This window comes from Paenilisteria riparia FSL S10-1204, from assembly GCF_000525995.1.
GTDB classification, from domain to species: domain Bacteria; phylum Bacillota; class Bacilli; order Lactobacillales; family Listeriaceae; genus Listeria_A; species Listeria_A riparia.
Genome location: NZ_AODL01000007.1, coordinates 507,949 through 533,422, shown reverse-complemented (window position 1 = coordinate 533,422; position 25,474 = coordinate 507,949). Strand labels below are relative to the sequence as shown.

The following is a 25,474-nucleotide window of genomic DNA, read 5'->3' as shown; positions in this document are numbered from 1 at the left end:
CTTCACTTCTTTCCATTCTATTTTGAGATATAACTTTATAGTAACAGCCCTACATAAAGAAACCCCCAAACCAAGTTAAGTTTTTTTTTAAAGAAAAGACCCAAGTCGTCAATGAACCATGAAAAAATCGTTATTTAAAATACAAAAAAGCCTACCTCAACATAATGTCAAGATAAGCTTCCCTTCAAAATTTATTCAATTCCCACTTGGTAGCTTCTTTTAGAAATTAACACGATTTTTGGACACAATAAAAGAAGAGCCCAAAACATTAAAGGTAGTCAAACTACTGTCTGTTTCAATCTCTTCTAGTGTACTTTGATGATTTAAAAGTTTTTACTTTTTCCCAATAGCTGGATAAGTGCTTAAATAAATATTACTGCCTAATTCTAAGAAAAGCTCGTTTTCCAATGGAATGTCATTAATCACACCATGAATGATATGATTAATCAAATTCGCATGTTCTTTTATAAGAGGGCCATGCGCATCTGGTGTTGGCATGATAATAAGATGAGACTCATAGTCATACTTACTATACAAATACTTATTCAATCCTACTAACTGCTGAAAACCATAATCCCTAATTCCTGTATAAAAATAGAACTTTTTATTTTCAACTGTCACGGGATAGCTGGAAATCAAACCAGGAAAATCTTTCACTTTCTTCTCAAAGCTTGCATCACTATTAAAAAATAGCTTTCTTCCACTTTCTCCATATGGCGCTGTTGATATTCTTAAATCAGGGACCATTCCGAAAACCTTTGTAACATAGGGGTTTATTAGACCATACAGTGTGGATCCTACGCCCCCCTTGGAACTTCCAATAAATATGACTTCTTCATAATTGTGTTTACAAATAAATTGCGAAAGTTTATCATTAAAACTCCGTATAATCAATTCCCCATGATCAAACATATACCAACCATAGAGTTGTGAATAATAATCCTCAATAAAAAAGAAATCCAGTTGAGTAAATTGTTCAGAAAGCTTGTGGAAATGATAGTAGGTATGCGTCTCTTGAATAGACTCTGGACTTACCATTCCAGCAACAATTTTATTTGCGTATTCTTCATTAAATCTGGTGAAAGCTCCTTGAAACACAACAATAAGTGTATTCGAGCCTCTTTTTATGTGTTTTCCTTCAAAACGAATAGTTATTTCGTTTACCTCCTTAGATAGAAATACTAGATGAAATATTACATTCTTATCTTACCACAATAATGTAAAAGAAGGAATACCATTTCGCTTATAACTTACTCCAGTGAACTAAATATCTTCACATAATGACTGAACCTATCAGCATCCCTAGCGCAACTAGAGCAAGCCCTGCTGAGTATGTAACTACTTGATACAACACAACTTTCTGCCACTTTCTTGCTGCGTGAAGTTGAATACTTTCCAATTTAAACGTTGAAAAAGTCGTAAATGCCCCTAAAAATCCAGTTGTTGCGAGTAAATTCCAATCATTTCCTAATCGAAGTTGTACGACAACGCCCAGAACGAATGCTCCGCTCAAGTTAATAACTAAAGTCGCAATCGGAAAGTCCCGTTTCACACGACGTTTTATCCAAGTCGACAAAGCGTATCGCGCGTTAGCCCCTAAAAAGGCGCCAATTGCAATGGAAATCACATCTAGCCACATCACACATCGCCCTCCTTCACAGCTTCTCGCTTCCGCATAAACCGTCGTTCGCCCAGCCTAAATCCTAGCCAAGCCAACAAATTTCCCACTAAAAAACTAAGCCCTACATATGTAACCGCTGAAATCGTATGCCCCGACTCAAATAACCGCACTGCCTCCAAAGTAAACGTCGAAAAAGTCGTATAAGCACCTAAAAAACCTGTTCCAATCGCCACGACCAAGTCCGTATTTAATATCGTCAACCGAAACAAATACGTCGTCAAATAAGCCAGCACAAAGCACCCACTCAAATTCACAATCAGTGTCCCTAACGGAAAATCAGCACCCCAAAAAACACCAACTCCCATGCCAACAAAATAACGGCACAGCGCCCCAAGCACGCCCGCCGTTCCAATCATTAAAAACCGTTTCATCCGCGACGTCCCCTCATTTCCTTTTCAAATCAGCAAAACTAATCCGTTCTAAATCGTGTGCCTCAAACCAATCCCGAACCCGTGAATCACACAACGTCTCAAGCTCACGACAACGCGGCGTCGTCATCGAAGAATTGTCCAACACAAACTGATCCAAAAAGCCAGCATCAAAATGCATCTCAATCACCTTCGACGTATCCTGCTTAAGCAACGCAAAATCATCCCGCAAGAAATGCTCCACATGCGTCCCCGTCTCAATAAACGGCAAACCATTAACTTCTAGCAACAATCCCGTCTCCAAATACCCTGGCAATGGCGGCCAAAATTTGTCCCCGCTATATTTAAGCGTCGTATGAATCCCATATTCCAACGCAATATCATAAAATGCCTGATCCACCGTCTCGTCCCCAACCGCATGGCAATCAATATGCTCAGGATAATACCCTAACAACTCGCGAAACCTCTCCATCTGAGCAATCGTCTCCCGTCGCACCTCATCATACACGAAATGCCCTTGCCCACTCCGATAATACGCCGACCGATGAAAATTCCCGTCCGCATCCACCATCGAAGGAATTTTTGCAGCATCGGAACAAGGTTTTCCTAATAAGAAGTTTGTGTGCTGTCCGATGAACAAGTCTGGGCAAGCCACGCGCGAAATGTTCACCGCATGCTCCGCCGCGTCCAGATTAGGCATCAACAACGTCGAACTAACAATCCCGTTCAAATACGCCTCCATCACGCCATAATTGATTCCTTTTGACATTCCGAAATCGTCCGCATTCACAATTACTTTTTGTCCCATTTTAGCAACCTCCATTCCAAACACCGCTTCCCTATTATGATATACTAATTTTAAAAATAAAGGAAATGGGGAATCATTATGAATATCATTGTATATTGTGGTGCAAACAAAGGCAATAATCCCGTCTACGAACAAGCCACCATCGCAGTTGGTGAATGGATTGCTAGAAACAATAACACACTCGTATACGGCGGCGGTAGCTCCGGGCTCATGGGTATTTTAGCAGATACCGTTATTGCATCAGGTGGCAAGGCAATCGGCATCATCCCGGCCTTTCTACAAGAACGCGAACTAGCCCATCCCCACTTGACCGAGCTAATCGTCGTGGACACAATGGATGAGCGCAAACAAAAAATGCTTGACCTCGGAAACGCCTGCATCGCATTGCCCGGCGGCCCCGGAACTCTTGAAGAAATAACAGAAGTCGTCTCATGGTCCCGACTCGGCCAGAACAACAATCCTTGCATTTTCTACAACGAAAACGACTACTACAGACCAATCCAACAATTCTACGACAACATGGTCCAAAATGACTTTCTAACCGCAGAAGACCGTAGCAAAATCTTATTTTCTAACTCTGTTGACGAAATCCATTCGTTCATCACAGACTATGTACCTCCAGTCATACGTACATATTAAAAAAATGCCTCATAGAGCAGCGTTATGCTTTACGAGGCATTTATTATTTACAGTTCCCCAGCAACAACATTACCGTGGAAAATGGTAGCTTTTCGTGTCGAACGTCGAGCAACCAATTCTGCCGTACAACTCGCATCCACTAAAACAAAATTCGCATCATCGCCCACCTTTGGCCAAACTTGATTACCGTTTTTATCCAGCGGTGTGACGCCATCCGTAATCAAACCTAGCGTTTGCGCCAATCTGTCCTCCGTCACGCGCCCCGTAATCTCACCAAGCCTACCGATTCGTTCCAATAAATCAGCATTACCATACGGCGACCAGCAATCATACACATTATCGCAACCAACATGCACCGTCACACCGGCTCCTTCCAAATCATTAATCGGCGGCATCTGCCCACCAATTGGCACACTAGTAACAATAGCAACACGCTCCGTCGCAAGCTCCCCAAAAAGTTCAGCCTTCTCTGCTCCATCAAAATCGCCCAACGCAAACGCATGACTCACCGCCACCCGTCCCTGTAATCGAGACGCTTTCACAAGCTCTAAAAATTTCCAAAATGTCGCTTTTCCAACTTCACCTCTATCGTGCACATGGATATCAACACCCGCATTTTCCGCCACAGCCAGCTCAAACATTGTTTCCAACGACCGCTCCACATCTCCGTCCACATTTCCAGGATCAACCCCACCAATCAAAGTTGCTCCACTGCGCAATGCGTCTCGCACAAGCGTTACACTGTCCGACCGTAGTAAACCATGTTGCGGAAATGCCACTAGCTCTGACTCCAATTTCCCACTATATCCTTGCAAAACCTCCTGAATTGTCTCCAAATATTTCAAACCCGCTCGCGGATGCACATCTATATGCGACCGAAACATCGTCGCTCCATTCCGAAGCTCCATATCAATCAGTTTTCTCGCCCTATCCGCCATCCCAACAGGCAAAGCCGCTAACTCGTCTGTCTCCAAAGTAAACCGTTCTACAATTGATTGCACTGGCGTCACAGCACTCCACGGCGCGCCAAGTTTCGTTTTATCTAAATGGATATGTTTCTCCACAAACGATGGCACAATAAGATACGCGTTCGCATTTTTCACAGGTAAATCTGCTTTATCTACTGTTCCTGCTTTTTGTATCTCCGCTACTTCTCCATCACGCACGAATAAATCAAAAAGATCAGTCTCCGTCCCAACAACACGTCCATCATCCCACGCAAAACCAGTCTCCAAACGCGCATTAGTCAACCAGTACTCCATCCAAATCACCCCTACACTATTTTCAAAAAGCCTATCATACTCAGCATGATTTTCCCACTAACTCTAAACTAAAAAATACCCCTTCACAAGCAACCTTAAAAAATAAGGTTCACCGCAAAAGGGTATTTCCATGCCATCTTATCTCATCTGCTTGCGAATCCCATTAAACAACAGCAAACAAGCAATCCCTTGGAAAATAAAGAATCCACCGAGAATTAAGCCAACTGTCACAGCAACAATTGCTGAGCTAAATAGGGAAATAATCGCGATAATCGCTCCAATAATACCGATAATCAATACGAAAATCCAGCCCTTAGAACCTTTCACCGAGAATGCCATCATGATATTTAGAATCGCCGAAGCAAGTACCCAAATAACAAAAATCAACACGATAAATTTCTCACCGATGTTATTGTTAATCAAAATAATCAAACCAGCAATCAACGAAATCGCTCCGTCAAGCAAAATCCAATTTGATATTTTCAACACTTTGCGTCCCTTGAAATACGAAATAATTTCATTCAAACCATTCAACAATAGTACAATTCCAATGACAAACGTAAACGCAGCAAGCGATGTACCTGGATTAAACACGAAATAAAGTCCTAACCCAATCATGACAATCGCCATTACTAAAATAAAATACACATAAAACTTACGCATCGTTCTCATCCTCCTTCGTTAGCAATTTTGCAAAAACTTTCGCTACCTTACTATACCCTAAAGAAGCCCTATAAATCCAATTTTAAGAAGGAATTAAAACATTTTGCCTACATAAAAAAACCAAGTAGCCACTGACCACTTGGTTTTGCACAATTATTTAGTTCCTAAGAATGGGCCATATGCGTTGGCGAATGCATTATTATAACTTACACCAGCGCTGTTTTTACCTGCATCCCAGTTTGCTGACCATGTCATGATGCCTTTAAGCGGAGTTCCCGCCGTTTTTAGCATATTGAATGCGTCGTATACGTTTTGTGGATTGATGACATAGCCAGTTGCTGCCGCATCATTGTTCGATGGCAAGCCAATCACTAATTTATCCGCAGGAATTTGAAGATAACCCCGCGTACCGTGAATAAGCGAATCCGCCATGTAATACAGGAATTCTTTTTTCAATGCATCATTGTTTTGGGCGATCCATTGGTTCGTTTCGTCCACCCAAACACCGTCGCCACCTTGGTTATAAAATTGAGGCGCGATATAGTCATAGTAACCAGTTAGTGACGTGATATAGCTTTGATACGCCGCACCTGGTTTCAAATATGGGAACTCCGGAGCCATTGTGATTAGGAAGTTCTTGCCTTCCGCCGCATAGTGATTCTTCACAATTTTTAGAGCTGCAGGAATCACTGTTTGGTTGTTGCCAGCCGTAATCGCCGTTTGCTCAAGGTCAATATCCAGCCCGTCAAAACCGTACGTTTCCACTTGGCGAATAATTTCGTTTGCAAAAGCCTGCTCATCGCCAGTTTGCAGTTGTACGTGACCATCAGCACCACCAAGCGCTAGCACAACACTGCGTCCCTGTTTATTTAAAGCTGCCACTTGCGCGCGAAACTCACTATCTGTAAGTCCGACTGGTTTGAACGTTGGGATTCGATTTACGCCGTCACCCTTCATGAAAGAAACCGGAACAACATTGTAAGCCGAATTAACATCTTTTAGCGCGATATCTGCCGAAGTACCTTGTTTGTAACCATCTTTACCCGTGGATTTCCAACTGTGCCAATAACCAACTAGAACTTGTTTTCCTTGAATGCTAGGCATTGCTGACGCATCATCGACCACTGCTTGAGCCTGTGTACCTCCCGTTAAAGACACACCCAGTGCCACCGCTGCCGTTAAAACTCCACCTGCTACCCATTTTTTCGTGTTCTTCCATTCAACCATTCGTAAATCCCCCTCATTGTTTACGCTTTCACCAAGCGCTCTACTTTTGCCAAAATTACTGACATTAAGCAAATACCCTGCTAAAACAATGCAAAACCTCGAAAAAAATTGGTTCAAAATGTCATGTGTATAGACCAATCCAGATAATTAACCGCAATTGTCAACGCTTTCAAGACTATCCATTGTGTTTAGATTATAACAAAAATAAAATTGGGCTTTTTTTAGACAAAGAGGTATTTCTAAATTCGGCTTTTCAGTAAACTACATGATTGTTGGTTTATTTGATATGAATTCAGAATAAAAAGAAGCCAGACGCGTTCAGTGCCATTCCTTTGTTTGCAAATCATCATTTTCCATGTATACTATTATTTATGCAGGCTTATTGTCCTATTAACATACAGATTTTATAAACTAAAATGAAAAAGGTGGATTCTTGTATGATAGTCATTGACCCATCCGGTGTTGCGTTAGTCTTACTCTACATGATTATGCTCGTGGTACTATTTATAATCAGCAAGATAAGAAAAAAAACGTGTTATTTCTATTGATTTTTTTGTTCAGGCAACTTTTACTTTATACCTAATGATGTTGGTAAAATATACATTATTGCCGATACGTCTTTTTGATGACTTAGATGTTTCTAATGCTACATATTTTCAATTAAGCCCCCTAACGTCCATTTTGTTTTACTTGCAAAACCTAGATGTACCCGTTTATGTAATACAATTGTTTGGAAATCTCGTTTTATTACTACCATTCGCGATTTATTTAAATATCAAGAAACAACGTTCACTCATGTTTAATATCATCACACCCATTATTATCTCCCTCTCAATCGAAACACTACAATTGCTCATTGATTTCATCACACAGTTTCCTAATAAAATTTTTGATGTGGATGACTTATTACTGAATGTCGCTGGATTTCTAATTGGCGCATTACTATCTAAGTACGCTCGAGCAATTATTGGTTCTCTCAAGCTTAGGTTACAATAAAAAAACGAATAAAGATAACAGAGCGCTCCTGAAATAGTACAAGCCCTAAGTTATTTTTCACATACAAAAGAGCGTAAACCTTTCTCACCAAAGGACTTACGCTCTTCTCATTTTATAACTCTTTCCCGTTTGTCTCAATCACTTTCTTATACCAATAAAAACTATCTTTCGGAATCCGCGTCATTGGTGCGTCGTCCGAAATATCACGATCTACATAGACGAAACCGTAACGTTTTTGGTAGCCGTTTAACCAGCTTAATAGATCTGTGAACGACCAAGTACAGTAGCCAAGCATGTCTACGCCATCATTGATTGCTGCTTGAATCGCGCCCACATGTGAGCTCAAATAGTCAATCCGGTACGCATCATGTACTTCGCCATCTTCTAATTTATCAAAAGCTCCCAAGCCGTTTTCCGTAATCAAAATTGGTAATTGGTAACGGCTATCAATACGACGAAGCGCAATGTGTAGGCCGTCAGGGTCGATTGTCCAATCCCAATCCGTTGTTTTCACATATGGGTTTTTCACTTTTTTATACAAGCCAGGAATCCCTGTTTCTTCAGAAGTTCCTTTTTTACCAGTCGTGTTGAATGTGTTGCTTTGACCAACGCCGTCTAATGGGTTATGCGCCGCTGTTGCTGATTGGTAGTAGTTCAAGCCCATGAAATCTGGTTTTGCAGAGGCTAGAAGTTCCATGTCGCCTGGCTCCACAGTCGGTGCCAAGTCGTTTTCCTCCAAATAGCGCCAAACTGCTTTAGGGTATACGCCCCATGCATAAATATCCATCCAGAAATGGCTGTTCAAATCTTCCGCGTTCTCCGCAGCAAGCACGTTTTTCGGATCAGTATCCACTGGATAAAACGGCGTGTACGCAAAACTTGGTCCAATTTTTCCGTCTTTTACGATTTCGTGGAACGCATTGATAACACTCGCATTCGCCAAATTCGCAATATGGTTTACTTGATACATACGCTTGTCATCCGTTACTTTCGGTGGGTGTAGCGCCATCGAATAACCTAATGACACGAAGATGTTCTGTTCATTTAGGGAAACCCAATACTTCACGCGGTCACCATAACGCTTGAACAAGGCCACGGAATAGTTCGTGAAGTCTTCAATCACTTTACGCGACTCCCAACCACCATACTCGTCCATCAACGCTTGTGGAATATCCCAATGATACAGCGTTACAAGAGGCTCGATGCCATATTTCAATAACTCATCAATCAAGTTATCATAAAACTGTAACCCCGCCTCGTTTACTTCCCCTTTACCAGTCGGGAAAATACGACTCCAAGCAATCGAAAAACGGTATGCTTTCAGTCCCGCATCCGCCATCAATTTCACGTCTTCTTTATAACGATTGTAATGATCTACCGCCACATCACCATTCGTACCTTCATACGTCGTTCCAGGAATTTTTACAAAATTATCCCAAACAGATGGACCTTTACCGTCCGCATCCCAAGCACCTTCAATTTGATAGGCCGCTGATGCAGATCCCCACAAGAAATCTTTCGGAAAAGCTTGATCTTGTTTATGTTCCATTATTAAAACCTCCAATTAGGTAAACTCTTTACCTCTTTATTTTAAAGTATAATCTTTTAAATTGAAAGCAAGAAGTCGCATTTTTTCTAACTGCTATGGTTTTTCATGTGTTCGTTCTTCTATAATAAATGATAAGGATTTGTCGGCGCTACATATTGTCCATATCTATGGACAGAGATTGATAATGTAAGCGAATACAATTCCTATATACTATATGCAAGAGGTGAGGAACTTGATATTTAGCTCTAAAGAAAATCTTTTAATCAATCACTTGAATTTTGAAGAGTTTCTTTCCGCGAAATATTTATCTAAGAAATTATACGTTTCCTCCAAAACGATTTACCGGATTGTTAAGCGAATAAATGAAGTTTCCTTGAAAGATTATCAGATATCTCTTGTTGACTCTGAAATCGGAAAAGGCTATAAACTGAACGATTTTTTCCTAAATAAAGATATTTATTCGGTTATTCCACTAAAGGAGGAACACGGTTTATGCGATGAAGTACTGTCACTACTTTTCAAGCACCCAAAAAAAGCCGTTCGCAAAAATCTGTCCAACCATGACTACTTAAGCGAGAGTTCCAAAGTACGACAAATGAAAAAGCTTAGCGAGATTGTCAGCCAATTCGACTTAAAACTACATTACAATCAAGATTTCATTTGGCTCAGCGGTAAAGAAATTGCCATTCGTAAAGCAATCAACAGCCTACTACTCCAAATAAATAAAAGCAACAGTCTTGGTGAATTAACTATCGAAATCAACGCTATTGACAAACATTTTATTGACAGTCAAATCGCCGTTATCGAAGAAAAAATGGACGAGTACATTAATTATCCGTACGATGTCTCCTTGTACACCCATATTTTCATGTTGATTAAGCGCTACCGAGACGGTAAAGTGCACTACCTAGAAAGTCAAGATCCACTGGAACACGACGAAAAACAAATCATGAACAACAACCTAGAAATGAAAGAAGTCGCAGAAAAAATCATTAAAAACGTTACGACCTATCTTGGGACACCATTAAATGAACTGGAAACTTATTTTCTTTTTCAAAATCTGTATTCCATTAATGTTCAAAAACGAGAAAGCAGTCATATCGACAAAAAGCTGGCGCAGGAAATTACAACAAAATATATCGTCGAATTTTTCGGGGTTAGCGATATTAGCATGCTACCTTCCCAAAAATCGCTGTATGAAGACCTAAATCAGCATATTCTGCCTATGCTCAGTCGCCTACGCCTAGGTATTAGCATCGAAAACAACATGCTGGATGAAGTCATATCAACCTATCAAGAAACCTATTTGAAAGTACAAGCAGCCTCCATCAAAATCAACAAAGAACTCGCATTCGAAAAGAAAATCAACAATTCCGAAATGGGCTACATTACACTTTACTTCGAAAAATACAAAATCAAACAAAAAGAGCGTAAAAACTTGCTACTTGTCTGCTCAACTGGCGTCGGAACTTCCGAACTCTTAAAAATTCGCGTCGAAAAACACTACCCAGACCTAAACATAGTTGCCACAATGAGTCAGAGACAGGTCCGAAAAAATCATGCTTTTATCACAGAAAACATCGATTTGATTTTTTCAACTATTCGGGTTCCATTACAGATCGGTAAAATACCTATTTTAAATATCGGACCACTATTAACAGAAAAAGACATAAAGACAATTGATTACTTTCTAAAGGAGATGGATTAAATGGAAATGCTTGAACTAGAAACCATTGTTCATAAAAACTTACTACAAATTAACTCAACAGCAACAAGTAAAGCAGAAATCTTAGAAGAACTCGGCGAACGGCTACAAAAAGAAGGTTTTATAACGAATAAGAAGATGTTTTTAGATGATGTCTACTTGCGTGAAACCGAGGGGGAAACTGGTATCGGTGAAGGCATTGCAATCCCCCACGGTAAATCTAAAGCCGTGAAGGAGACCACCGTTGCTATCGCCACACTACAACACGAAATTGAGTGGGAAACATTAGATGGAGATGGCGTGGAGGTGGTTATTTTATTCGCAGTAAGAGATACCGATGCCAATACCACTCATATTTTACTGCTTCAAAAAATCGCCATTTTACTAGCGGACGAAACGTTTATCGCAAGCATTAAACAGGTGCAAACGATAGATGATTTGTATACATTAATCACTAAATCTTAAAGGAGAGATTATTATGTTAATCAGCGGAAAAAAAAAATTCTCGGAGTAGCTAACAAACACGGTTTTGCAGTACCAGCCTTTAATGCAGGCTCTGGCCAATTATTAAATGCAGTCATGGAAGCATGCGAAGAAACACAGTCACCAGTAATGATTGCGATTCACCCAGATGAACTCAATTTTCTAACAGACAGTTTTGTCGACCAAGTCAAATTCCTAGCGAACCATAGCAAAGTTCCAGTCTGCATCCATTTAGACCACGGCGCCAGTTATGAACAAGTCATCCATGCTATCCAATTAGGTTTCACGTCCGTGATGATTGATGCCTCCCACTTACCATACGAAGAAAACATCGTCATCACGCAGAAAGTCGTCGCAGCAGCTCATCCAGTAGGTGTTTCCGTCGAGGCAGAACTCGGAACTATCGGCGACACAGGGAATACCGTCGAAGGAGGCGTATCCGAAATCATTTACACCGATCCAGAAGTAGCTCAAGATTTCATCACCCGCACAGAAGTAGATAGTCTAGCCGTTGCAATCGGAACAGCACATGGCATCTATCCAAAAAACATGGATCCAAAATTGCGCCTAGACATTTTAGAAGATATCGCAAGTCGCGTTGACATCCCGCTCGTTCTACATGGCGGCTCCAGCAACCCCGATACCGAAATCAAAAAAGCAGTAACCATGGGTATTAACAAAATCAATATTTCCAGCGATATAAAAATCGTATTTGCAAACAAACTGCGCGCTATTTTAAACGAAGGCAACGATGAAATTCGCGAACCAAACGTCCTATTCCCGCCTTGCATGGAAGAAACAAAGAAAGTCGCCATCGAAAAAATACACCTTTTCCAATCAAACGATAAAATCAAATTTTATTAGACGAAAGGAGCCATTCACTATGAAAATCGTTGGAATTGCAGCTTGTACAGCAGGAATTGCGCATACATATATTGCCAAGGAAAAGCTGATTAAAGCTGGTGTCTCAAGAGGTCATGAAGTCATTATCGAAACACAAGGCCTCTCAGGAACCCAAAACGCACTTACCGACAAGGAAATCCAAGAAGCAGACGTCGTAGTCATTGCCGCAGATATCAAAATTAGTGGCCGTGACCGCTTCACTGGCAAAAAAGTAATTGAAGTCCCAACCGGGCTTGTCGTCAAATCCCCAACCAAACTCGTCGAAAAACTAGAAGAACTAAAAGTTTAAATCAAAATAGGAGGTAATTTTGATGGAAGTGTTGAAAAACTTAGGATTTAAAAAACACTTAATGACAGCTATTTCTTTCTTTTTACCCATTGTTGTAGCATCTGGTTTCTTATTAGCTATTGGAAACATGACTGGTGGCTCTGTAATCGTGCATTTTAAAGATGGTTTTTCATTTGCTGATACGATGACCACGATGGGCGGCTACGGCTTACAACTCCTACCAATGATTGTATCTACCGCTATTGCCTACTCTATTGCAGATAAACCAGGAATCGCGCCAGGCCTCATTGTCGGAATGGTCGCAAGCGGGATTGGCGCAGGATTTCTAGGCGGGCTTGCAGGTGGCTACATTGCTGGAATCGTCGTTGTCCTCATTACTATCTACATTAAAGTACCCAGCTGGATGCAAGGCTTAATGCCAACACTTGTCATTCCATTTCTAAGTTCCTTCATCGCCGGATTAATCATGTATTACATCGTCGGTACCCCAATCAACTGGTTTACTGGCCTGATTACTGATTATCTAGGCAATCTGAACACCTCTTCACTCTTTATTTATGGGGCAATTATTGGCATTCTATCCTCGATTGACTATGGCGGTGCGATTAACAAAGTCGTGTTCGCATTCGTTTTTGCTCTGTTCTCAGAAGGTATTTACGAACCAATCACCGTGCTAATTCTAGCTTCAATGGTAACACCGTTCGGCCTCACAATGGCATTTTTCATTGGAAAAATTGTGAAGAAAAACATTTTCAACCGTCAAGAAATTGAGACATTAAAAACCGCATTCCCAATGGGCGTTTGCCAAATTACAGAAGGTTGCTTCCCAATCGTGTTAAATGATTTGGTGCGCAACATTATCGCCACAGGTATCGGCGGTGCAATCGGTGGAGGCTTAAGCATGCTATGGGGCGCCGATAGCCACATTCCCGCATCCGGAATGTTTGCCATCCCAACAATGACTCACCCATGGGCTTTCGTCGCCGCATTACTTATAGGCTCATTCGCAACCGCTGTTTCCATCCTCATCCTGAAAAAACGCGTAGATCCAAATGCAGAAGTTGTCATCGAGGAAAAAGAAGAAGCCGATATTTCATGGGATGACCTTAAAATAAGCTAAACGGAGGTAAAAATTCATGAACACCTATAAAAAACGCGTGCAACAATTCTTCCTAGACTCGCAAATCGCACTAACGAAAGATGAATTAGCAAATATTGATTATGCGGATTTCGGCTTAAATAACATCGAAATCGAAGCCCTAAATCTCATCGTCTATATCAATAATAATCGCTACTGTGCCAAAGAAATGGTGCTCCTACCAGGCCAAACATGCCCAGAACATCACCATCCAGACAGAAACGGTCAGCCTGGTAAACAAGAAACATTCCGCTGCCGCAAAGGAAAAGTATACCTGTATGTAGAGGGCCCAGAAAAAGAAGTCGGTATTTCGAGCAAAATCCCTGCTGGAAAGGAAGCTTTCTACACTGCAAAACACGAAATCATACTCCATCCCGGCGCCCAATACACCATCGATCCCAACATAAAACACTGGTTCCAAGCTGGAGAAGAAGGTGCTATTATTTCTGAATTCTCCTCACCTAGTGATGATGCCAGCGATATTTTTACAGATCCAAACATCATAAGGTCTTGAGATTGGGACAAAACTCAAGATAGAGCAAAATCGCCTAGCAACACACGAATCTCTACAGCAAAAAGGCGAAGTACAAAGTTACTTCGCCTTTTCTATATTTATTTCCCGGGAAATACTATGCTTTAATATCATCATATTTCTCTGGTTTGCGCTCGAACTCAGCTTTAGCAAATGGACAAGTCGCAACAATTTTCTTACCTTCAGCTCGCATTGTATCAGCTACTTTTTCAACAAGTTCAGACGCGATGCCTTGACCACGAAGGCTCTCATCTACAAATGTATGGTCTAAAATAACAAGCGAGTCCCCACTCGGAACCCACGTTACTTCTGCAATTAACTTCCCGTTCTCATCTTCTTTGAAAAAACGATTCTCACCTTTAACAAATTCCATCATCAACAACCTCCTATTTCACTTGATACTTAAGTGCGCCACTTGGACAGCGATGAATGACTTCTTTTACTTTTTCTGGTGATGCATTATCTGGAACTATCCACGGTTTACGACTCGTATCAAATACAGCTGGGTCACCTTTTACACATTCTGCCGCATGCGCGCAAATAGTCGTATTAAAATAAACATTGATTTCCTTACCCCGATACTCACGGTAACCCTTCTCTATCCAATCACTCATCTTGTCACCTATCCTTCCAAAACATATTTATTGATAGCATGCGCAACGCCACTTTCATTGTTGGATAATGTGATAAAATCGGACATATCTTTAATTTTATCAATCGCATTATCCATTGCAACGCCAACACCTGCGTATTCAATCATTGTTGAATCGTTCTCTTGGTCTCCGATGCACATAACTTCACTTTGTTGAATGCCAAGTTTCTTCGCTAAACGTTCCACAGCGCTACCTTTACTAGCCTCTGGATTCAAAACTTCCAAGAAATACGGTGAGCTACGAACTAAATTGTATTTTTCACCAAAAGCAGTTGGAATTTTGGCAATGGCTGGTTCTAGGATTTCTGTTTCATCAATGAACATGACTTTCGATGCCATCACATCTTTCGGAATTTCTTCTACCGGCACATAAAATAGTGGTGTATTCGTCATATGTGCTTCATAAACTGTGTATTTACCAATATCACGATTCGGTGTGTACAAATTATTTACATCATTATAATGCATATGCAACCCAATTTCACGACTCATATTATAAATATCCACAACATGATCATAATCAAGCGTTAAATGCGAAATGACTTCTTTCGTAAATGTATCTTGCACCATCGCTCCATTGAAGGTAATAACGTAATCACCTTCACGTTTTAATTCCAAATCCGTCAAATACTGCTGGACACCAGTAAGCGGACGGCCTGTACATAGAACTACTTTCACGCCTTTTGCCTTTGCTTGATGAATTGCCATATGAACTTCTGGTGTAATTTCGTGTTTATCATTCAGTAACGTACCATCAATATCAATCGCAACTAATTTTATCATTTGTTTAGACTCCTTCAACTATTCCCTCTAAATGAGAGATATCATTTGCCTTCATTACGCGGAATTCTCCGTCCTCATACTCAACAACTGTAATTCCTGTGTTCAATAAATGCGGTGTTTCCTCGCGATGCGACTGCAGATCAGCACCATCTAAAGCTACAAAAATCAATACACGCAAAGCCATTCCGTGTGATACAACTAGAATATTGCCTTCTGGCTGTTCATCTAAAATCTGCTCTACAGCTTTTTTTGTGCGTTCTTTCACTTGATGGTATGTCTCGCCTTTACTGACTTCCGCTGTATAATACTCTGGATTTTCCAACATCATCTCGTATTCCACACCATAATTTTTCAAAATATCGACAAAAAGTTCACCTTCCCAAATACCGAAACTCATCTCACGAAGTCCGTCAAGCGTCCTCACTTCCAAGTCGCGATCTCCAAGAATATAACCTGTCGTATCCATTGTTCGCTTACTAGGGCTAGAATAAACAGCCGAAAAGTCTACATCTCGTAGTGCTTCTCCAGTTGCAATAGCACCCTCAATCCCTTCTGTAATTAGAGGTGAATCACCCCAACCCTGCATTCTTCTAGCCAAATTCCATTCCGTCTTACCATGTCTTACAAAATAAAAAGTGCGTTTACTCAAAGTATTGCCTCCTCGAAATATTAGCTTTCCACTTAAAATTGTACCACTATTTCGCCGAAAATTAAATGAAGTTCCGCACTTTTAACCAGTTTTCACATAGTTTAGGCCACATTCTAGCCTCTTGATTATGCAGCGCCAAGCCCAATCCATGCTCCCCCTGTTCAAACGTATGTAGCGAATGGGGAACGTTATGCCTTTGAAGCGCCGCCGCAAAAATAAAACTATTATGCACCGATACTGAATCATCGTTTTCCGTATGCCACAAAAATGTCGGTGGCGTATAATTCGATACATGTAGCTCGTTTGAAAGCTCCAAGATTTGCTGCTTCGTTGGTTTTTCACCTAGAAGATTATATCTACTGTCACTATGCGTTGGTTCTCGCATTGTAATGAGTGGATACCCCAAAACCAACACATCAGGTCTCGTACTATACTGCTGCATCGGATTATCCGCACCTGGCAACCCATCCTCAAAATGAGTCGCTAACGTCGATGCCAAATGCCCCCCCGCCGAGAAGCCAAGTACACCAACACGCGCTGGGTCAATTCCCCATTCTTCTGCATGATGTCGCACTGTCCGTATCGCCCATTTTGCATCTTCTAACGGTACTGGATGTTTGTACGGTGCAACACGATAATGAACCACAAATGCTGCAATACCAATACTATTCAGCCATTCTGCAACGGGTTTCCCTTCATGCTCAGCCCGCATTTTATAAGACCCACCAGGAAAAATTAACATCGCTGGGACATAACGCTTACTCGAGATCAAAAACTTTTCTAAACTAGGGCAATTTTCATTAGCAACGCCACCATTTTGAATTTCTTTCAATTTGTTTTCACCACCTATGATTATGTTATCTCCATCATAATCGAGATAGCGTCTTTTAGCTAATAATTAGATGTCCGTGTCAAGTTCTGTTAAATGCGCTTCAATCTCTGCACGACGTCCTTCCAAAGCTGGCGGTAGTTCCACATACGTGCCTCGCTCTTTCTCAAAATCTGTCTTAAATCCTGGTCCATCCGTCGCAAGCTCAATCAAAATACCGTTTTCCTCTCTGAAATAGAGCGAATGGAAATAATGACGATCTACAAAGCCAGAATTCGGATATCCTAAATCCTGTATATATTCCACCCATTCACGCAACTCCGCATCATCTTCCACACGAAACGCCACATGATGTACACTTCCGATACCTTCGACAGCATGCTCATCCTTAAAGTTTCCTTCTAATTGAACTTCCGCCCCGTTACCACCTTCTCCAACTTGAAAAACAGTAACTAGCTTTTCATCGTCCTCAAACGCACCCATACGATCAAATCCAAGCACTTTCGACAATACACGATCCGTCTTCTCCTTTTTCAATGTAGAAAATAGAACAGGTCCTAATCCAATTATCGCAAACCTACTTGGAACAGGGCTTCCTTCCCAAGGCGTCCCACCAGCAACACCTTCATTTCGACGATCCGAAATTAATTGAACAGACAGGCCATCTACATCTTCGAAATCCAATACATTCCGGTCAAACTGCTCATAAATATCACTATGTTTCACGTGAAACATTGTTAAACGTTCTGCCCAATAAGCCAACGCCTCATCACTTGGTACCCGCAAACCAACTCGCGCAATCGAATTGTAACCTTTATTGCCCCGAATCGCATTAGGAATTTCAAAAAAAAGTAAGTGTCGTACCCGGATTTCCAATTTCATCTGCATAATATAGATGATACGTATAAGGACTATCTTGATTCACCGTCTTCTTCACTAATCGTAACCCTAGTATCTTCGTATAAAAATCAAAATTCGCCCGTGCATTTCCGGTAATCATCGAAATATGGTGTAATCCCTTTAACTGCATAATTAACACTCCTTAGCCATCCAATTTTTTTAATAACTCTAGTAACTGTTTTTGCTCGGCACGAGTCAACTTATCAAATTGCGATTGCTGAAACGCCTCCTGCACTGGAACATTCTCCGCATAACACTGGCGCCCTAATTCCGTCAGCGCGATATATTTTTCCTTGCCTTGTTTCCTCCTGCAAATAAGTCCTTGCGCCTCAAGCTTTGCTAACAATTGCGTGATGTTTCCCTTCGTCACAACAAGCCGATCAGCCAAAGCCTTCTGCGTGCTCTCCTCCGTTGCACCAAGCTGCGCAATGACATCAAATTGAGCCATCGAAAGGTTCGTCTTTTTCAAATTTTGGTTCGTCAGCTTAATATTACGGTTGTAAAAACGACTAATTCGAAACCATAAAAGCACGCCTAATCGTTGTTCTTTTTTCACCATCCCGATTCACTCCTTTAGTTGTAAACTATAAAAAAAGCAAGGATTCACGATTTTTTTGTAATTCGTTCTAAGTACTCAACGATACTTGCCGTACGACTAACATCCCAAATTCCACACATCGCACCATACCACATACCATCCAGCGCCACACTTAACAAATCTGCCTGAATTTCACCGATTTCCGGCACAAGCTTTGCAAATTCCCGTTCGTACACACTTTGCCAAACTTTCTTCGCCTCATCATCCGAAACCAAGACTTCCATCGACGCCGCATGGATTTTCACAAGTTCTGCATCATTCAGCTGACGCAAATTCCCATATAAAAAAGCATGGACATGACGTAAATCATCATTTTCTGGCAATTTATCAAATTCTGCAGCAATTGTTTGTTCATATTCTACCACCGTAAACTCCGTCACAGCTCGCATTAAATCCTGCTTATTCTTGAAATAATGGAAAATCGCTGGCTTTGTGATACCTACGACCTCTGCAATTTTGGCAAGACTTAGCTTTTGAATCCCTTCTGCTTGAATCACTTGTATAGCTGCATTCACTAACTCTTGCTTTTTCATCTGACCTCGCCCACTTTCCGCATTTATTCCCACTATGACTAATGTAAACCAAAGCGCCCCAAGACGCAAGCAAACATAAAAAAATAGACATATCTGGCAGGAAACTATAATCCATCTACCAAAAATAGTCTCTTAAACATAATGATTGTACGGCAAAAAAGCGCCTCTGTCAAAATTACAGAAAAGCGCTTTAACCGTGTTACGCTAAATCTTCACCATTTGTATCAATCACTTTTTTATACCAGAAAAATGAGTCTTTGCGAGATCTTGCGAGTGTGCCGTTTCCTTCGTCGTCTTGGTCTACATAAATGAAGCCGTAACGTTTAGACATTTCACTTGTAGAGGCGCTGATTAGATCGATTGGACCCCAGCTTGTATAACCGATTAAGTCTACGCCATCTGCAATCGCTTCTTTCATCTGCTCGATATGTTTGCGCAAATAATCAATACGATACGGGTCGTGAATCGCGCCGTCAGCTTCCACTGTATCATACGCACCCAAACCATTTTCCACGATGAAAAGTGGTACTTGATAGCGGTCGTATAACGTGTTCAATGTCACGCGCAAGCCAACTGGGTCAATTTGCCAACCCCAGTCTGAGCTTTCTAGGTATTCATTTTTCACGCCACCCATGAAATTACCTCCCGTTTCATCACGGTTTGGATCAGCGGAAACGGAAAGCGTCATGTAGTAGCTAAACGACAAGTAATCCACTGGATATTCTTGGAGCAACTCAAGATCGCCATCTTCCATTTTGATTGTGATATTGTTTTCTGCGAAGTAACGTTTGATGAAACCTGGATAGTAACCACCAACTTGGACGTCCGTGAAGAATAGGTTCATTTGGTTTTGGTGTTGCGCCAAGAGAATATCCTCAGGGTTGTTCGTTGCTGGGTACGTTTCCATACGCGCTAACATACAACCGATTTCGAAATCCGGATTGATTTCATGGCCTAATTTGACAACTTTTGAACTTGCAACGAATTGATGGTGTGCCGCTTGATAAGATACTTCTAGCGGGTTTTCCACACGATCAACAACCACGCCACCGCCAGTGTATGGGCTAATAGCGATGACATTAATTTCATTGAAAGTAAGCCAATATTTCACTTTATCTTTGTAGCGTTTCATCACCGTTTCCGCATAACGCACATAATGATCGATAACCTCGCGGCTCGCCCAACCATTATATTTCTGTGTCAAACCAAGCGGCGTTTCATAATGCGACAAGGTCACAAGCGGCTCAATATCATACTTCACCAACTCATCAATCACATTATCGTAAAATTTCAACCCAGCTTCATTCGGCGTTAAATCATCACCATTCGGAAAGATCCGCGCCCAATTAAACGACAACCGAAACGTCTTAAATCCCATCTCCGCAAATAAAGCAATATCCTCTTTATAATGGTGATAAAAATCAACCCCGTCACGCTTTGGAAAACGAGCCTTTGATTTCCCCGCCAAAATTTCTTCAATCTCTTCTGATGTTACGTCTAACGCGTGCCCATTTCCACGCTCATCTTTCGGAACAAACTTCACCATATCCGCCGTAGACAAACCCTTACCGTCTAGGTCAAATCCACCCTCTACTTGATTGGCTGCCGTTGCACCGCCCCATAAAAATCCTTCTGGAAATTGTTTTTTAATTTCAGTCATTTGTTCGTTCGCTCCTCTCGAATCTTGTTTACTTTTTAAGTATAGTTCATGTAATGCATTACAGAGCAAGAGAAATTTTTATTTTTTTCATGTGGAGCGTTTTCTGCACTTCTTTAAGCATAAGATAGCCATCTGTTTCTAAATATGGAATTGGCAGTAATGAGTTGATACCAATAAAAAGGCTAAATATTTTGATGAACAGAAAATCAGAACTTACTAAAGCACCCATTGCGATATTGACAACTGCTGGCATTAGCAAGACAAGGCTTTTTTTAAATAGACTCCAGCCATTGCCTTCTTCATACGTGACAAAACAGTGAATCACAATCGGAGAAATGGCGACTTTTTTGATTTTGATAAAGAAAAAATTCCCGATAACAACTTTACCTATCTTGCCTCCAAAAAGCAGGACAAAAAATATATGCACACACTCATGTAAGACAAGAACGATTATCCAACTTTTATAAATTTCTAAAATCATTCTTTTGATCCTTATAGTTCAGCAATAATAGCGTCGCGATAAACATTGCTAGCGAAATCCCCATAGTAGGAAGCAACATGATAAAACCCGCCTCACTACCTACAATTAGCTGATTCCACAGGAAACATATAGGCACACTCAATAAATAATCGATCATTAAAATCAAATAGAGTAGCCGCTTATTCTTTCGTGGTTGGAAGTTCAGATTAGACATATCATTTATGAATCCATTAACCAAACTAAAAGATTTTCGTCCAAAGGTCAGAATCAAAGCCGCTATGACGGTGGATAGAATGACTGATATCGAAAGTATTAGTAGCAATTTCTCTTTGTATAAGGATAATTGAATAGCCTGGTTCACATAATTGGATGCATATTGATAGCTTGGACCATGTGCTTCTAAATAATTTAGTAATTCCACTGGTTTTTTTTGTCGTTGTTTCTATGAATATACTTACAAAATGAGGGTCTTCATATCCTTGTTTTTGCAAATTGGATAGCATGTCGTTTAATTGGGCTGTGTTTTTATCGCTCACCTCTGTCGCTCCGTATTGCTGCATCTGATTTGAATACGAAATCGCTGCTACTGGTGAGTTAACAATCCCAACAATCTTAAATGGAGCACCGTTTATCACAACTCGCTCGCCAATTATCGATGCCTCAGCTTTTGAATCATAGTTGAAAAACTTCTCTAATTGGGCAAATGATAGCGCGATTTCATTTTTATTATCCTCAGGTAAACGTCCTTTGACTAATTTGGTATTGGAAACCGGGAAAGAGTTTTCGTAATTAGACGAACTTGTTATTATTTTTGGTAGGGCCAGTAATTCGAGTTTAGCGTTATCCAACGTCAGCTCGTTCATATAGCTTTGGTCTATTACATACATATGATTGATATATTTCTTGGTTTTTTAATGTCTGAAGCTCCTCTACAGAAAGCAGATTTGGTTCTTGAAACTTGGCCGTAGCCTCATTCTCGGTCATGATAGTATCGAAGTATCTAGAGTAATTCTCACCAATATCTAATATTTCAAAATATTGATCACTTGCCAATGCTTTCTCCATAGGAACGGAATATAAGATAGTATTGGAAACAATAATTGTTAGCAGACTTGTTAGCACAAGGATAAAAAACAACATTAGTCTATTAAATTTTGATTTAAGTAGGTACAAAAAGATTTTCCGATTTAAGACGAATTTCTTTTTCAAAACTTCAACAGGAGACGCATCTAATTCGACGGACGGCGAAACTTCTACTTGCCCTTGATGAATCGAAATCGTTTTATCCGAAAAAGTTTCTAATCGATTATCATGGCTAACTAAAAAAATGACTTTACTCTTTGACAACTCCATTAACGCATCCATCAAAATTTCCGTAGAACGATTATCTAAATTGTTAGTAGGCTCGTCTAAAATGAGCACGGCTGTATCTAATGCTAAAGTCCGGACCAATTCTATCTTAACGAACTCACCGCCGCTCATTGTTTGAATATCCTTATCCAAATGGTAGGCATCGATAGAAAAAAGGTTGCAATACTTCTCAACTAGCTGCGTATTTATTTCAGGAAATGCTAAATATTTTCTTGCTGTGATTTTATATTTCCAATTTTTTTGCGCGAAGTAAGCGATGTCTCGCGTTTGGGGCTGCTTATTTTTTAATTCATTTTCAATAAAAGTTGTCTTGCCCCCACCGTTACTCCCTGTAATTATATAGATTCCTGGTTTTCTTATCGAAAAAATGCTAAATGCGTTTGTCTTATTCATAGTGTCACCTTTCTAATGCTATATTTAACAGCTTTCGGGATTACAATGTAGGCGATGATATAAAAAATTGTCGCCATGCCTATAATACTTGTAATAAGAAATGAGCGGGCTAATACCCACAGAATTCCCATATCAATTGCCAAAATAATGATAGAAAACCGTTTGAAATTTGCAATGGCATATGTCTTTTTCCTGAATTTCATGATATCTTTTTCGTCGTATCCATAAAAAACTAATGTGCTGTAGCTATTTCTATAATTCGCCTCGTACATATACAGTAAAATGAATAATACAAGCAATAACATACCTGTAAAAAGCAATACTTTTTTTTATTAACGTGAGGGAGCTACTGTACTGATTAATTTCTGCGTTTAGCATTTCTGGTTCGTAGCCTTTAATTTGTATCTTTTTTGCATACAATTTATTAGCTGCCAGAAAGTCGTAAAATGAGTCGCCGTTCTTTAATTCCACTCGAGCCTCCGTTAACAATGTGTAATCTTGCTTAATTGCAGATAGGACTTGCGAGTATAGTGTTGGACTGAATTCCATTTCCATTTGGTTATCTGGTAGCATTGCGCTATATTTGACGTCATACCCTAAAGTTTTCATTTTCGCTAAGGCATCATCGGTCAACATTACGTTTTCTGGTACATGTAGCAAGGGGTTTTTATTATTTTTGAAGTGTAGGATTAATTCTACGTCTTCACTGAGTTTTAAATCGGCTCTTAACTTGGCCATCATTAGCGCCTTAACATCGATAAACTCTTTAGACTCTGGATTGTACAGTTCCAAGAAAAATAGGTTTTTGTATGTATTACTTTTTAGCTTTATTGCTTGTTCAAGATATTCATCCTCGCTGATACGTTTTTCTTCGGTAAAAAATTTACTTTTATTAAATTTAGTTGCTGATTGCACGAGTAGCGTATTAATAGACTCGTTATTGTCGTATAAAGAGGAATTGCTACTATAAAGCGTCGCCAACTGGTATGTCCCTTTCTTATTAATTGGCTTTGTTACTTCGTTATCATTCACCAAGAGTATGCCTAAACAAATCGCAAATAGCGTCGTACAAAGAAAATAAAACGCATAAAGAAAATATGTTTTTCTAGGTTTTAATTTGATTTCACGCTCTACTTCGTTTTCTTTATCAAAATGAATTCCGCGAGTTATGAGTTCTTCTGACTCATCATAAATTTTGCTATTCTTGATGATTAACTTTTTTTTCGTATGCTGTGAATCGATCATCGTGCGTTATTAGCAGTATCTTTTTCGTTTTGCGCTTTTTGATTAAATAATTTGCTTTACTTTTTTCAAAAAACTTATCGTATCTAAATCGTTGGATGGCTCATCGAGAATAAGAAGTTCTTGCTCTGATAACACTACTCTCAATAAATTCACTAGCCTTTTTTCGCCGCCACTTAAATATTTACTTTTCTTAGCTAGCAAATATTCTAATTCATGACTTTTTAAAAAAGTAATAACTGTTTCTTCTGAAAGCACATTCATTGTAATATTGGTTAGGACAGTCTCATGTTGCAGTATTTGATTATCATCTTGTTTCATCATACTGCATATGCTTCTATTCTCTTTTAGTATTTCTTTTGCTAATGTTGTTTTCCCCGCTCCATTTGCGCCAACAATTATATATACACCATTTTGAATGATATGCATCTTATATCCCTCTTTTTCCAGATGAATGAAAAGCCTTGTTGCTCGTTTCTATAGTACAAATAAATCTACAAGCATTTGAGACTGAACGTTTTTGTTTGTATTTTTTATTAATTTATAGGAATATTTATCTTTGCCGTTGGTAGAGTGTGCGAAAAATTCACCGTAATACGTATTATTTTTCGAAGTGTATCCGTTATTGTATGCCAAGATATAATTCCCGTTGTTTTTCTTGTAATATATACTATATCTTGTTTTTACTGTTCCTGATTTTTGATTTACGCCATAATAAACTTTGCCACTAGTCCAATGTTTTTTAGTTTCAATTGCTGAAGCACTTTGGTTTTTTTGATACGTGTTGTTCCACTGATAACTAGCATCAACTCCCCGAACTGTATATCTAGCTTGAATAGTCGAAACTGCCAGCGATGCTACTGCAACAATCAAACTAGCCACTGCAAGTATTACTACCCAAGTTACTCTCGTTTTCTTCAAGTTAACCCCTCCTATATGCCTACTTTTCACCCATATGTGAAAATATTAACATAATAGAAAAGAAATTGCAATCTATTTCAGAAAATATACCTATCTAAAAAGACATCTATTCAAAATAGAAAACACAACTATCTTTGATTATACTTTAGATGGTAATCTTATCAAACTCGCAAAAAAATGGCTGCCCTACAAAAAAGCGATACAAAACCTATATTACAA

Annotated in this window: 30 protein-coding genes and 1 pseudogene; 8 read left to right on the top strand and 23 right to left on the bottom strand. The window is 39.9% G+C overall.

Annotation, left to right across the window (positions count from 1 at the left end; genetic code table 11):
- Window positions 1–333: 333 nt before the first annotated feature.
- The 4 genes from PRIP_RS07245 to PRIP_RS07230 all read right to left on the bottom strand — a co-directional run bounded on the left by PRIP_RS07245 (window position 334) and on the right by PRIP_RS07230 (window position 2,857).
- The gene (locus PRIP_RS07245) at window positions 334–1,098 is read right to left on the bottom strand and encodes a hypothetical protein (RefSeq protein WP_036100409.1); all 765 of its coding nucleotides are present in this window, start codon (window positions 1,096–1,098) and stop codon (window positions 334–336) included.
- A 175-nt stretch (window positions 1,099–1,273) separates the two neighbouring features.
- On the bottom strand, window positions 1,274–1,639 hold the full coding sequence (gene crcB, locus PRIP_RS07240) for a fluoride efflux transporter CrcB (protein WP_036100408.1): 366 nt from the start codon (window positions 1,637–1,639) through the stop codon (window positions 1,274–1,276).
- The gene (gene crcB, locus PRIP_RS07235; protein ID WP_036100407.1) at window positions 1,639–2,052 is read right to left on the bottom strand and encodes a fluoride efflux transporter CrcB; all 414 of its coding nucleotides are present in this window, start codon (window positions 2,050–2,052) and stop codon (window positions 1,639–1,641) included. Before crcB (PRIP_RS07235) ends, crcB (PRIP_RS07240) begins: the two co-directional genes overlap by 1 nt.
- A gap of 13 nt (window positions 2,053–2,065) precedes the next feature.
- Entirely contained in the window at window positions 2,066–2,857 is a 792-nt protein-coding gene (locus tag PRIP_RS07230; protein ID WP_036100406.1) for a ChbG/HpnK family deacetylase, read from the bottom strand.
- 78 nt (window positions 2,858–2,935) lie between these two features.
- On the opposite strand from PRIP_RS07230, the gene PRIP_RS07225 reads away from it, so the two are divergent.
- Window positions 2,936–3,496: an LOG family protein gene (locus tag PRIP_RS07225; protein ID WP_036100405.1), complete on the top strand. Its 561-nt coding sequence runs from the start codon at window positions 2,936–2,938 to the stop codon at window positions 3,494–3,496.
- Between the two features lie 47 nt (window positions 3,497–3,543).
- Here PRIP_RS07225 and PRIP_RS07220 read toward each other — a convergent pair whose 3' ends face one another.
- The 3 genes from PRIP_RS07220 to PRIP_RS07210 form a co-directional block, all read right to left on the bottom strand.
- Window positions 3,544–4,758: an amidohydrolase gene (locus tag PRIP_RS07220; RefSeq protein WP_036100403.1), complete on the bottom strand. Its 1,215-nt coding sequence runs from the start codon at window positions 4,756–4,758 to the stop codon at window positions 3,544–3,546.
- Between the two features lie 138 nt (window positions 4,759–4,896).
- Window positions 4,897–5,421 (bottom strand): HdeD family acid-resistance protein, encoded by a 525-nt coding sequence (locus PRIP_RS07215; RefSeq protein WP_036100402.1) that lies wholly within the window; start codon window positions 5,419–5,421, stop codon window positions 4,897–4,899.
- Between the two features lie 153 nt (window positions 5,422–5,574).
- A complete protein-coding gene (locus tag PRIP_RS07210) occupies window positions 5,575–6,648 on the bottom strand; it encodes a chitinase (protein ID WP_036100400.1) in 1,074 nt (357 codons plus the stop codon).
- Between the two features lie 537 nt (window positions 6,649–7,185).
- Here PRIP_RS07210 and PRIP_RS07205 point away from each other — a divergent pair.
- Window positions 7,186–7,644: a VanZ family protein gene (locus PRIP_RS07205; RefSeq protein WP_338151586.1), complete on the top strand. Its 459-nt coding sequence runs from the start codon at window positions 7,186–7,188 to the stop codon at window positions 7,642–7,644.
- A 112-nt stretch (window positions 7,645–7,756) separates the two neighbouring features.
- Here the strand turns inward: PRIP_RS07205 and PRIP_RS07200 are convergent, their stop codons facing one another.
- On the bottom strand, window positions 7,757–9,193 hold the full coding sequence (locus PRIP_RS07200; RefSeq protein WP_036100399.1) for a glycoside hydrolase family 1 protein: 1,437 nt from the start codon (window positions 9,191–9,193) through the stop codon (window positions 7,757–7,759).
- 232 nt (window positions 9,194–9,425) lie between these two features.
- Between PRIP_RS07200 and PRIP_RS07195 the strand changes: the two genes are divergently transcribed.
- Genes PRIP_RS07195 through PRIP_RS07170 form a run of 6 tightly spaced genes read left to right on the top strand, consistent with a single transcriptional unit; the run spans window position 9,426 to window position 14,225 of the window.
- The gene (locus tag PRIP_RS07195) at window positions 9,426–10,901 is read left to right on the top strand and encodes a BglG family transcription antiterminator (RefSeq protein ID WP_036100397.1); all 1,476 of its coding nucleotides are present in this window, start codon (window positions 9,426–9,428) and stop codon (window positions 10,899–10,901) included.
- Entirely contained in the window at window positions 10,902–11,363 is a 462-nt protein-coding gene (locus tag PRIP_RS07190) for a PTS sugar transporter subunit IIA (protein WP_036100395.1), read from the top strand.
- A 36-nt stretch (window positions 11,364–11,399) separates the two neighbouring features.
- Window positions 11,400–12,245: a ketose-bisphosphate aldolase gene (locus PRIP_RS07185; RefSeq protein WP_036100393.1), complete on the top strand. Its 846-nt coding sequence runs from the start codon at window positions 11,400–11,402 to the stop codon at window positions 12,243–12,245.
- A 19-nt stretch (window positions 12,246–12,264) separates the two neighbouring features.
- A complete protein-coding gene (locus PRIP_RS07180; RefSeq protein ID WP_036100391.1) occupies window positions 12,265–12,573 on the top strand; it encodes a PTS fructose transporter subunit IIB in 309 nt (102 codons plus the stop codon).
- A 22-nt stretch (window positions 12,574–12,595) separates the two neighbouring features.
- Window positions 12,596–13,693 carry a PTS fructose transporter subunit IIC gene (locus PRIP_RS07175; protein WP_036100389.1) on the top strand — a complete coding sequence of 366 codons (1,098 nt, stop codon included), beginning with the start codon at window positions 12,596–12,598 and terminating at the stop codon, window positions 13,691–13,693.
- Between the two features lie 16 nt (window positions 13,694–13,709).
- A complete protein-coding gene (locus tag PRIP_RS07170) occupies window positions 13,710–14,225 on the top strand; it encodes a D-lyxose/D-mannose family sugar isomerase (RefSeq protein ID WP_036100387.1) in 516 nt (171 codons plus the stop codon).
- Window positions 14,226–14,340: 115 nt separating this feature from the next.
- On the opposite strand, the gene PRIP_RS07165 is transcribed toward PRIP_RS07170, so the two are convergent.
- The 15 genes and pseudogenes from PRIP_RS07165 to PRIP_RS07105 form a co-directional block, all read right to left on the bottom strand.
- On the bottom strand, window positions 14,341–14,619 hold the full coding sequence (locus tag PRIP_RS07165; protein WP_311773290.1) for a GNAT family N-acetyltransferase: 279 nt from the start codon (window positions 14,617–14,619) through the stop codon (window positions 14,341–14,343).
- A 10-nt stretch (window positions 14,620–14,629) separates the two neighbouring features.
- On the bottom strand, window positions 14,630–14,857 hold the full coding sequence (locus PRIP_RS07160) for a (4Fe-4S)-binding protein (protein WP_036100386.1): 228 nt from the start codon (window positions 14,855–14,857) through the stop codon (window positions 14,630–14,632).
- Between the two features lie 8 nt (window positions 14,858–14,865).
- Window positions 14,866–15,678 carry a sugar-phosphatase gene (gene yidA / locus PRIP_RS07155; RefSeq protein WP_036100384.1) on the bottom strand — a complete coding sequence of 271 codons (813 nt, stop codon included), beginning with the start codon at window positions 15,676–15,678 and terminating at the stop codon, window positions 14,866–14,868.
- A 4-nt stretch (window positions 15,679–15,682) separates the two neighbouring features.
- Window positions 15,683–16,327, bottom strand: a complete 645-nt coding sequence (locus PRIP_RS07150) for a histidine phosphatase family protein (protein ID WP_036100383.1) — start codon at window positions 16,325–16,327, stop codon at window positions 15,683–15,685.
- Between the two features lie 61 nt (window positions 16,328–16,388).
- Window positions 16,389–17,159: an alpha/beta hydrolase gene (locus PRIP_RS07145; RefSeq protein ID WP_036100382.1), complete on the bottom strand. Its 771-nt coding sequence runs from the start codon at window positions 17,157–17,159 to the stop codon at window positions 16,389–16,391.
- A gap of 66 nt (window positions 17,160–17,225) precedes the next feature.
- Window positions 17,226–18,186, bottom strand: a pseudogene (locus PRIP_RS07140) (ring-cleaving dioxygenase).
- Window positions 18,187–18,198: 12 nt separating this feature from the next.
- Complete coding sequence (locus tag PRIP_RS07135; protein ID WP_036100380.1) at window positions 18,199–18,615, bottom strand: MarR family winged helix-turn-helix transcriptional regulator; 417 nt, start codon at window positions 18,613–18,615, stop codon at window positions 18,199–18,201.
- A gap of 44 nt (window positions 18,616–18,659) precedes the next feature.
- Window positions 18,660–19,187, bottom strand: coding sequence for a TetR/AcrR family transcriptional regulator (locus PRIP_RS07130; RefSeq protein WP_036100379.1), 528 nt, complete (start codon window positions 19,185–19,187; stop codon window positions 18,660–18,662).
- Window positions 19,188–19,386: 199 nt separating this feature from the next.
- A complete protein-coding gene (locus PRIP_RS07125) occupies window positions 19,387–20,847 on the bottom strand; it encodes a glycoside hydrolase family 1 protein (RefSeq protein ID WP_036100378.1) in 1,461 nt (486 codons plus the stop codon).
- Window positions 20,848–20,905: 58 nt separating this feature from the next.
- A complete protein-coding gene (locus PRIP_RS07120) occupies window positions 20,906–21,328 on the bottom strand; it encodes a hypothetical protein (protein ID WP_052008783.1) in 423 nt (140 codons plus the stop codon).
- A 239-nt stretch (window positions 21,329–21,567) separates the two neighbouring features.
- On the bottom strand, window positions 21,568–22,176 hold the full coding sequence (locus tag PRIP_RS17600) for an ABC transporter permease (RefSeq protein ID WP_241434106.1): 609 nt from the start codon (window positions 22,174–22,176) through the stop codon (window positions 21,568–21,570).
- Entirely contained in the window at window positions 22,169–23,092 is a 924-nt protein-coding gene (locus PRIP_RS17595; protein ID WP_241434105.1) for an ATP-binding cassette domain-containing protein, read from the bottom strand. The genes PRIP_RS17600 and PRIP_RS17595 overlap by 8 nt, the downstream gene beginning before the upstream one ends.
- A gap of 252 nt (window positions 23,093–23,344) precedes the next feature.
- Window positions 23,345–24,337, bottom strand: coding sequence for a hypothetical protein (locus tag PRIP_RS17590; RefSeq protein WP_241434104.1), 993 nt, complete (start codon window positions 24,335–24,337; stop codon window positions 23,345–23,347).
- A gap of 42 nt (window positions 24,338–24,379) precedes the next feature.
- Window positions 24,380–24,763 carry an ATP-binding cassette domain-containing protein gene (locus tag PRIP_RS17585; RefSeq protein ID WP_241434103.1) on the bottom strand — a complete coding sequence of 128 codons (384 nt, stop codon included), beginning with the start codon at window positions 24,761–24,763 and terminating at the stop codon, window positions 24,380–24,382.
- A gap of 48 nt (window positions 24,764–24,811) precedes the next feature.
- The gene (locus PRIP_RS07105) at window positions 24,812–25,255 is read right to left on the bottom strand and encodes a hypothetical protein (protein WP_036100377.1); all 444 of its coding nucleotides are present in this window, start codon (window positions 25,253–25,255) and stop codon (window positions 24,812–24,814) included.
- Between the last annotated feature and the right edge of the window lie 219 nt (window positions 25,256–25,474).

Excerpts from the sequence above, each read along its gene's own strand:
- PRIP_RS07215 (WP_036100402.1), bottom strand. The coding sequence starts at position 5,421 with ATGCGTAAGTTTTATGTGTATTTTATTTTAGTAATGGCGATTGTCATG.
- PRIP_RS17595 (WP_241434105.1), bottom strand. The coding sequence starts at position 23,092 with ATGAATAAGACAAACGCATTTAGCATTTTTTCGATAAGAAAACCAGGA.
- PRIP_RS07230 (WP_036100406.1), bottom strand. The coding sequence starts at position 2,857 with ATGGGACAAAAAGTAATTGTGAATGCGGACGATTTCGGAATGTCAAAA.
- PRIP_RS07120 (WP_052008783.1), bottom strand. The coding sequence starts at position 21,328 with ATGATTTTAGAAATTTATAAAAGTTGGATAATCGTTCTTGTCTTACAT.
- PRIP_RS07165 (WP_311773290.1), bottom strand. The coding sequence starts at position 14,619 with ATGATGGAATTTGTTAAAGGTGAGAATCGTTTTTTCAAAGAAGATGAG.
- PRIP_RS07175 (WP_036100389.1), top strand. The coding sequence starts at position 12,596 with ATGGAAGTGTTGAAAAACTTAGGATTTAAAAAACACTTAATGACAGCT.
- PRIP_RS07135 (WP_036100380.1), bottom strand. The coding sequence starts at position 18,615 with ATGGTGAAAAAAGAACAACGATTAGGCGTGCTTTTATGGTTTCGAATT.
- PRIP_RS07225 (WP_036100405.1), top strand. The coding sequence starts at position 2,936 with ATGAATATCATTGTATATTGTGGTGCAAACAAAGGCAATAATCCCGTC.
- PRIP_RS17590 (WP_241434104.1), bottom strand. The coding sequence starts at position 24,337 with ATGATCGATTCACAGCATACGAAAAAAAAGTTAATCATCAAGAATAGC.
- PRIP_RS07170 (WP_036100387.1), top strand. The coding sequence starts at position 13,710 with ATGAACACCTATAAAAAACGCGTGCAACAATTCTTCCTAGACTCGCAA.
- yidA (WP_036100384.1), bottom strand. The coding sequence starts at position 15,678 with ATGATAAAATTAGTTGCGATTGATATTGATGGTACGTTACTGAATGAT.
- PRIP_RS07190 (WP_036100395.1), top strand. The coding sequence starts at position 10,902 with ATGGAAATGCTTGAACTAGAAACCATTGTTCATAAAAACTTACTACAA.
- crcB (WP_036100408.1), bottom strand. The coding sequence starts at position 1,639 with ATGTGGCTAGATGTGATTTCCATTGCAATTGGCGCCTTTTTAGGGGCT.
- PRIP_RS07210 (WP_036100400.1), bottom strand. The coding sequence starts at position 6,648 with ATGGTTGAATGGAAGAACACGAAAAAATGGGTAGCAGGTGGAGTTTTA.
- crcB (WP_036100407.1), bottom strand. The coding sequence starts at position 2,052 with ATGAAACGGTTTTTAATGATTGGAACGGCGGGCGTGCTTGGGGCGCTG.
- PRIP_RS07180 (WP_036100391.1), top strand. The coding sequence starts at position 12,265 with ATGAAAATCGTTGGAATTGCAGCTTGTACAGCAGGAATTGCGCATACA.
- PRIP_RS07220 (WP_036100403.1), bottom strand. The coding sequence starts at position 4,758 with ATGGAGTACTGGTTGACTAATGCGCGTTTGGAGACTGGTTTTGCGTGG.
- PRIP_RS07200 (WP_036100399.1), bottom strand. The coding sequence starts at position 9,193 with ATGGAACATAAACAAGATCAAGCTTTTCCGAAAGATTTCTTGTGGGGA.
- PRIP_RS17585 (WP_241434103.1), bottom strand. The coding sequence starts at position 24,763 with ATGCATATCATTCAAAATGGTGTATATATAATTGTTGGCGCAAATGGA.
- PRIP_RS07130 (WP_036100379.1), bottom strand. The coding sequence starts at position 19,187 with ATGAAAAAGCAAGAGTTAGTGAATGCAGCTATACAAGTGATTCAAGCA.
- PRIP_RS07125 (WP_036100378.1), bottom strand. The coding sequence starts at position 20,847 with ATGACTGAAATTAAAAAACAATTTCCAGAAGGATTTTTATGGGGCGGT.
- PRIP_RS07160 (WP_036100386.1), bottom strand. The coding sequence starts at position 14,857 with ATGAGTGATTGGATAGAGAAGGGTTACCGTGAGTATCGGGGTAAGGAA.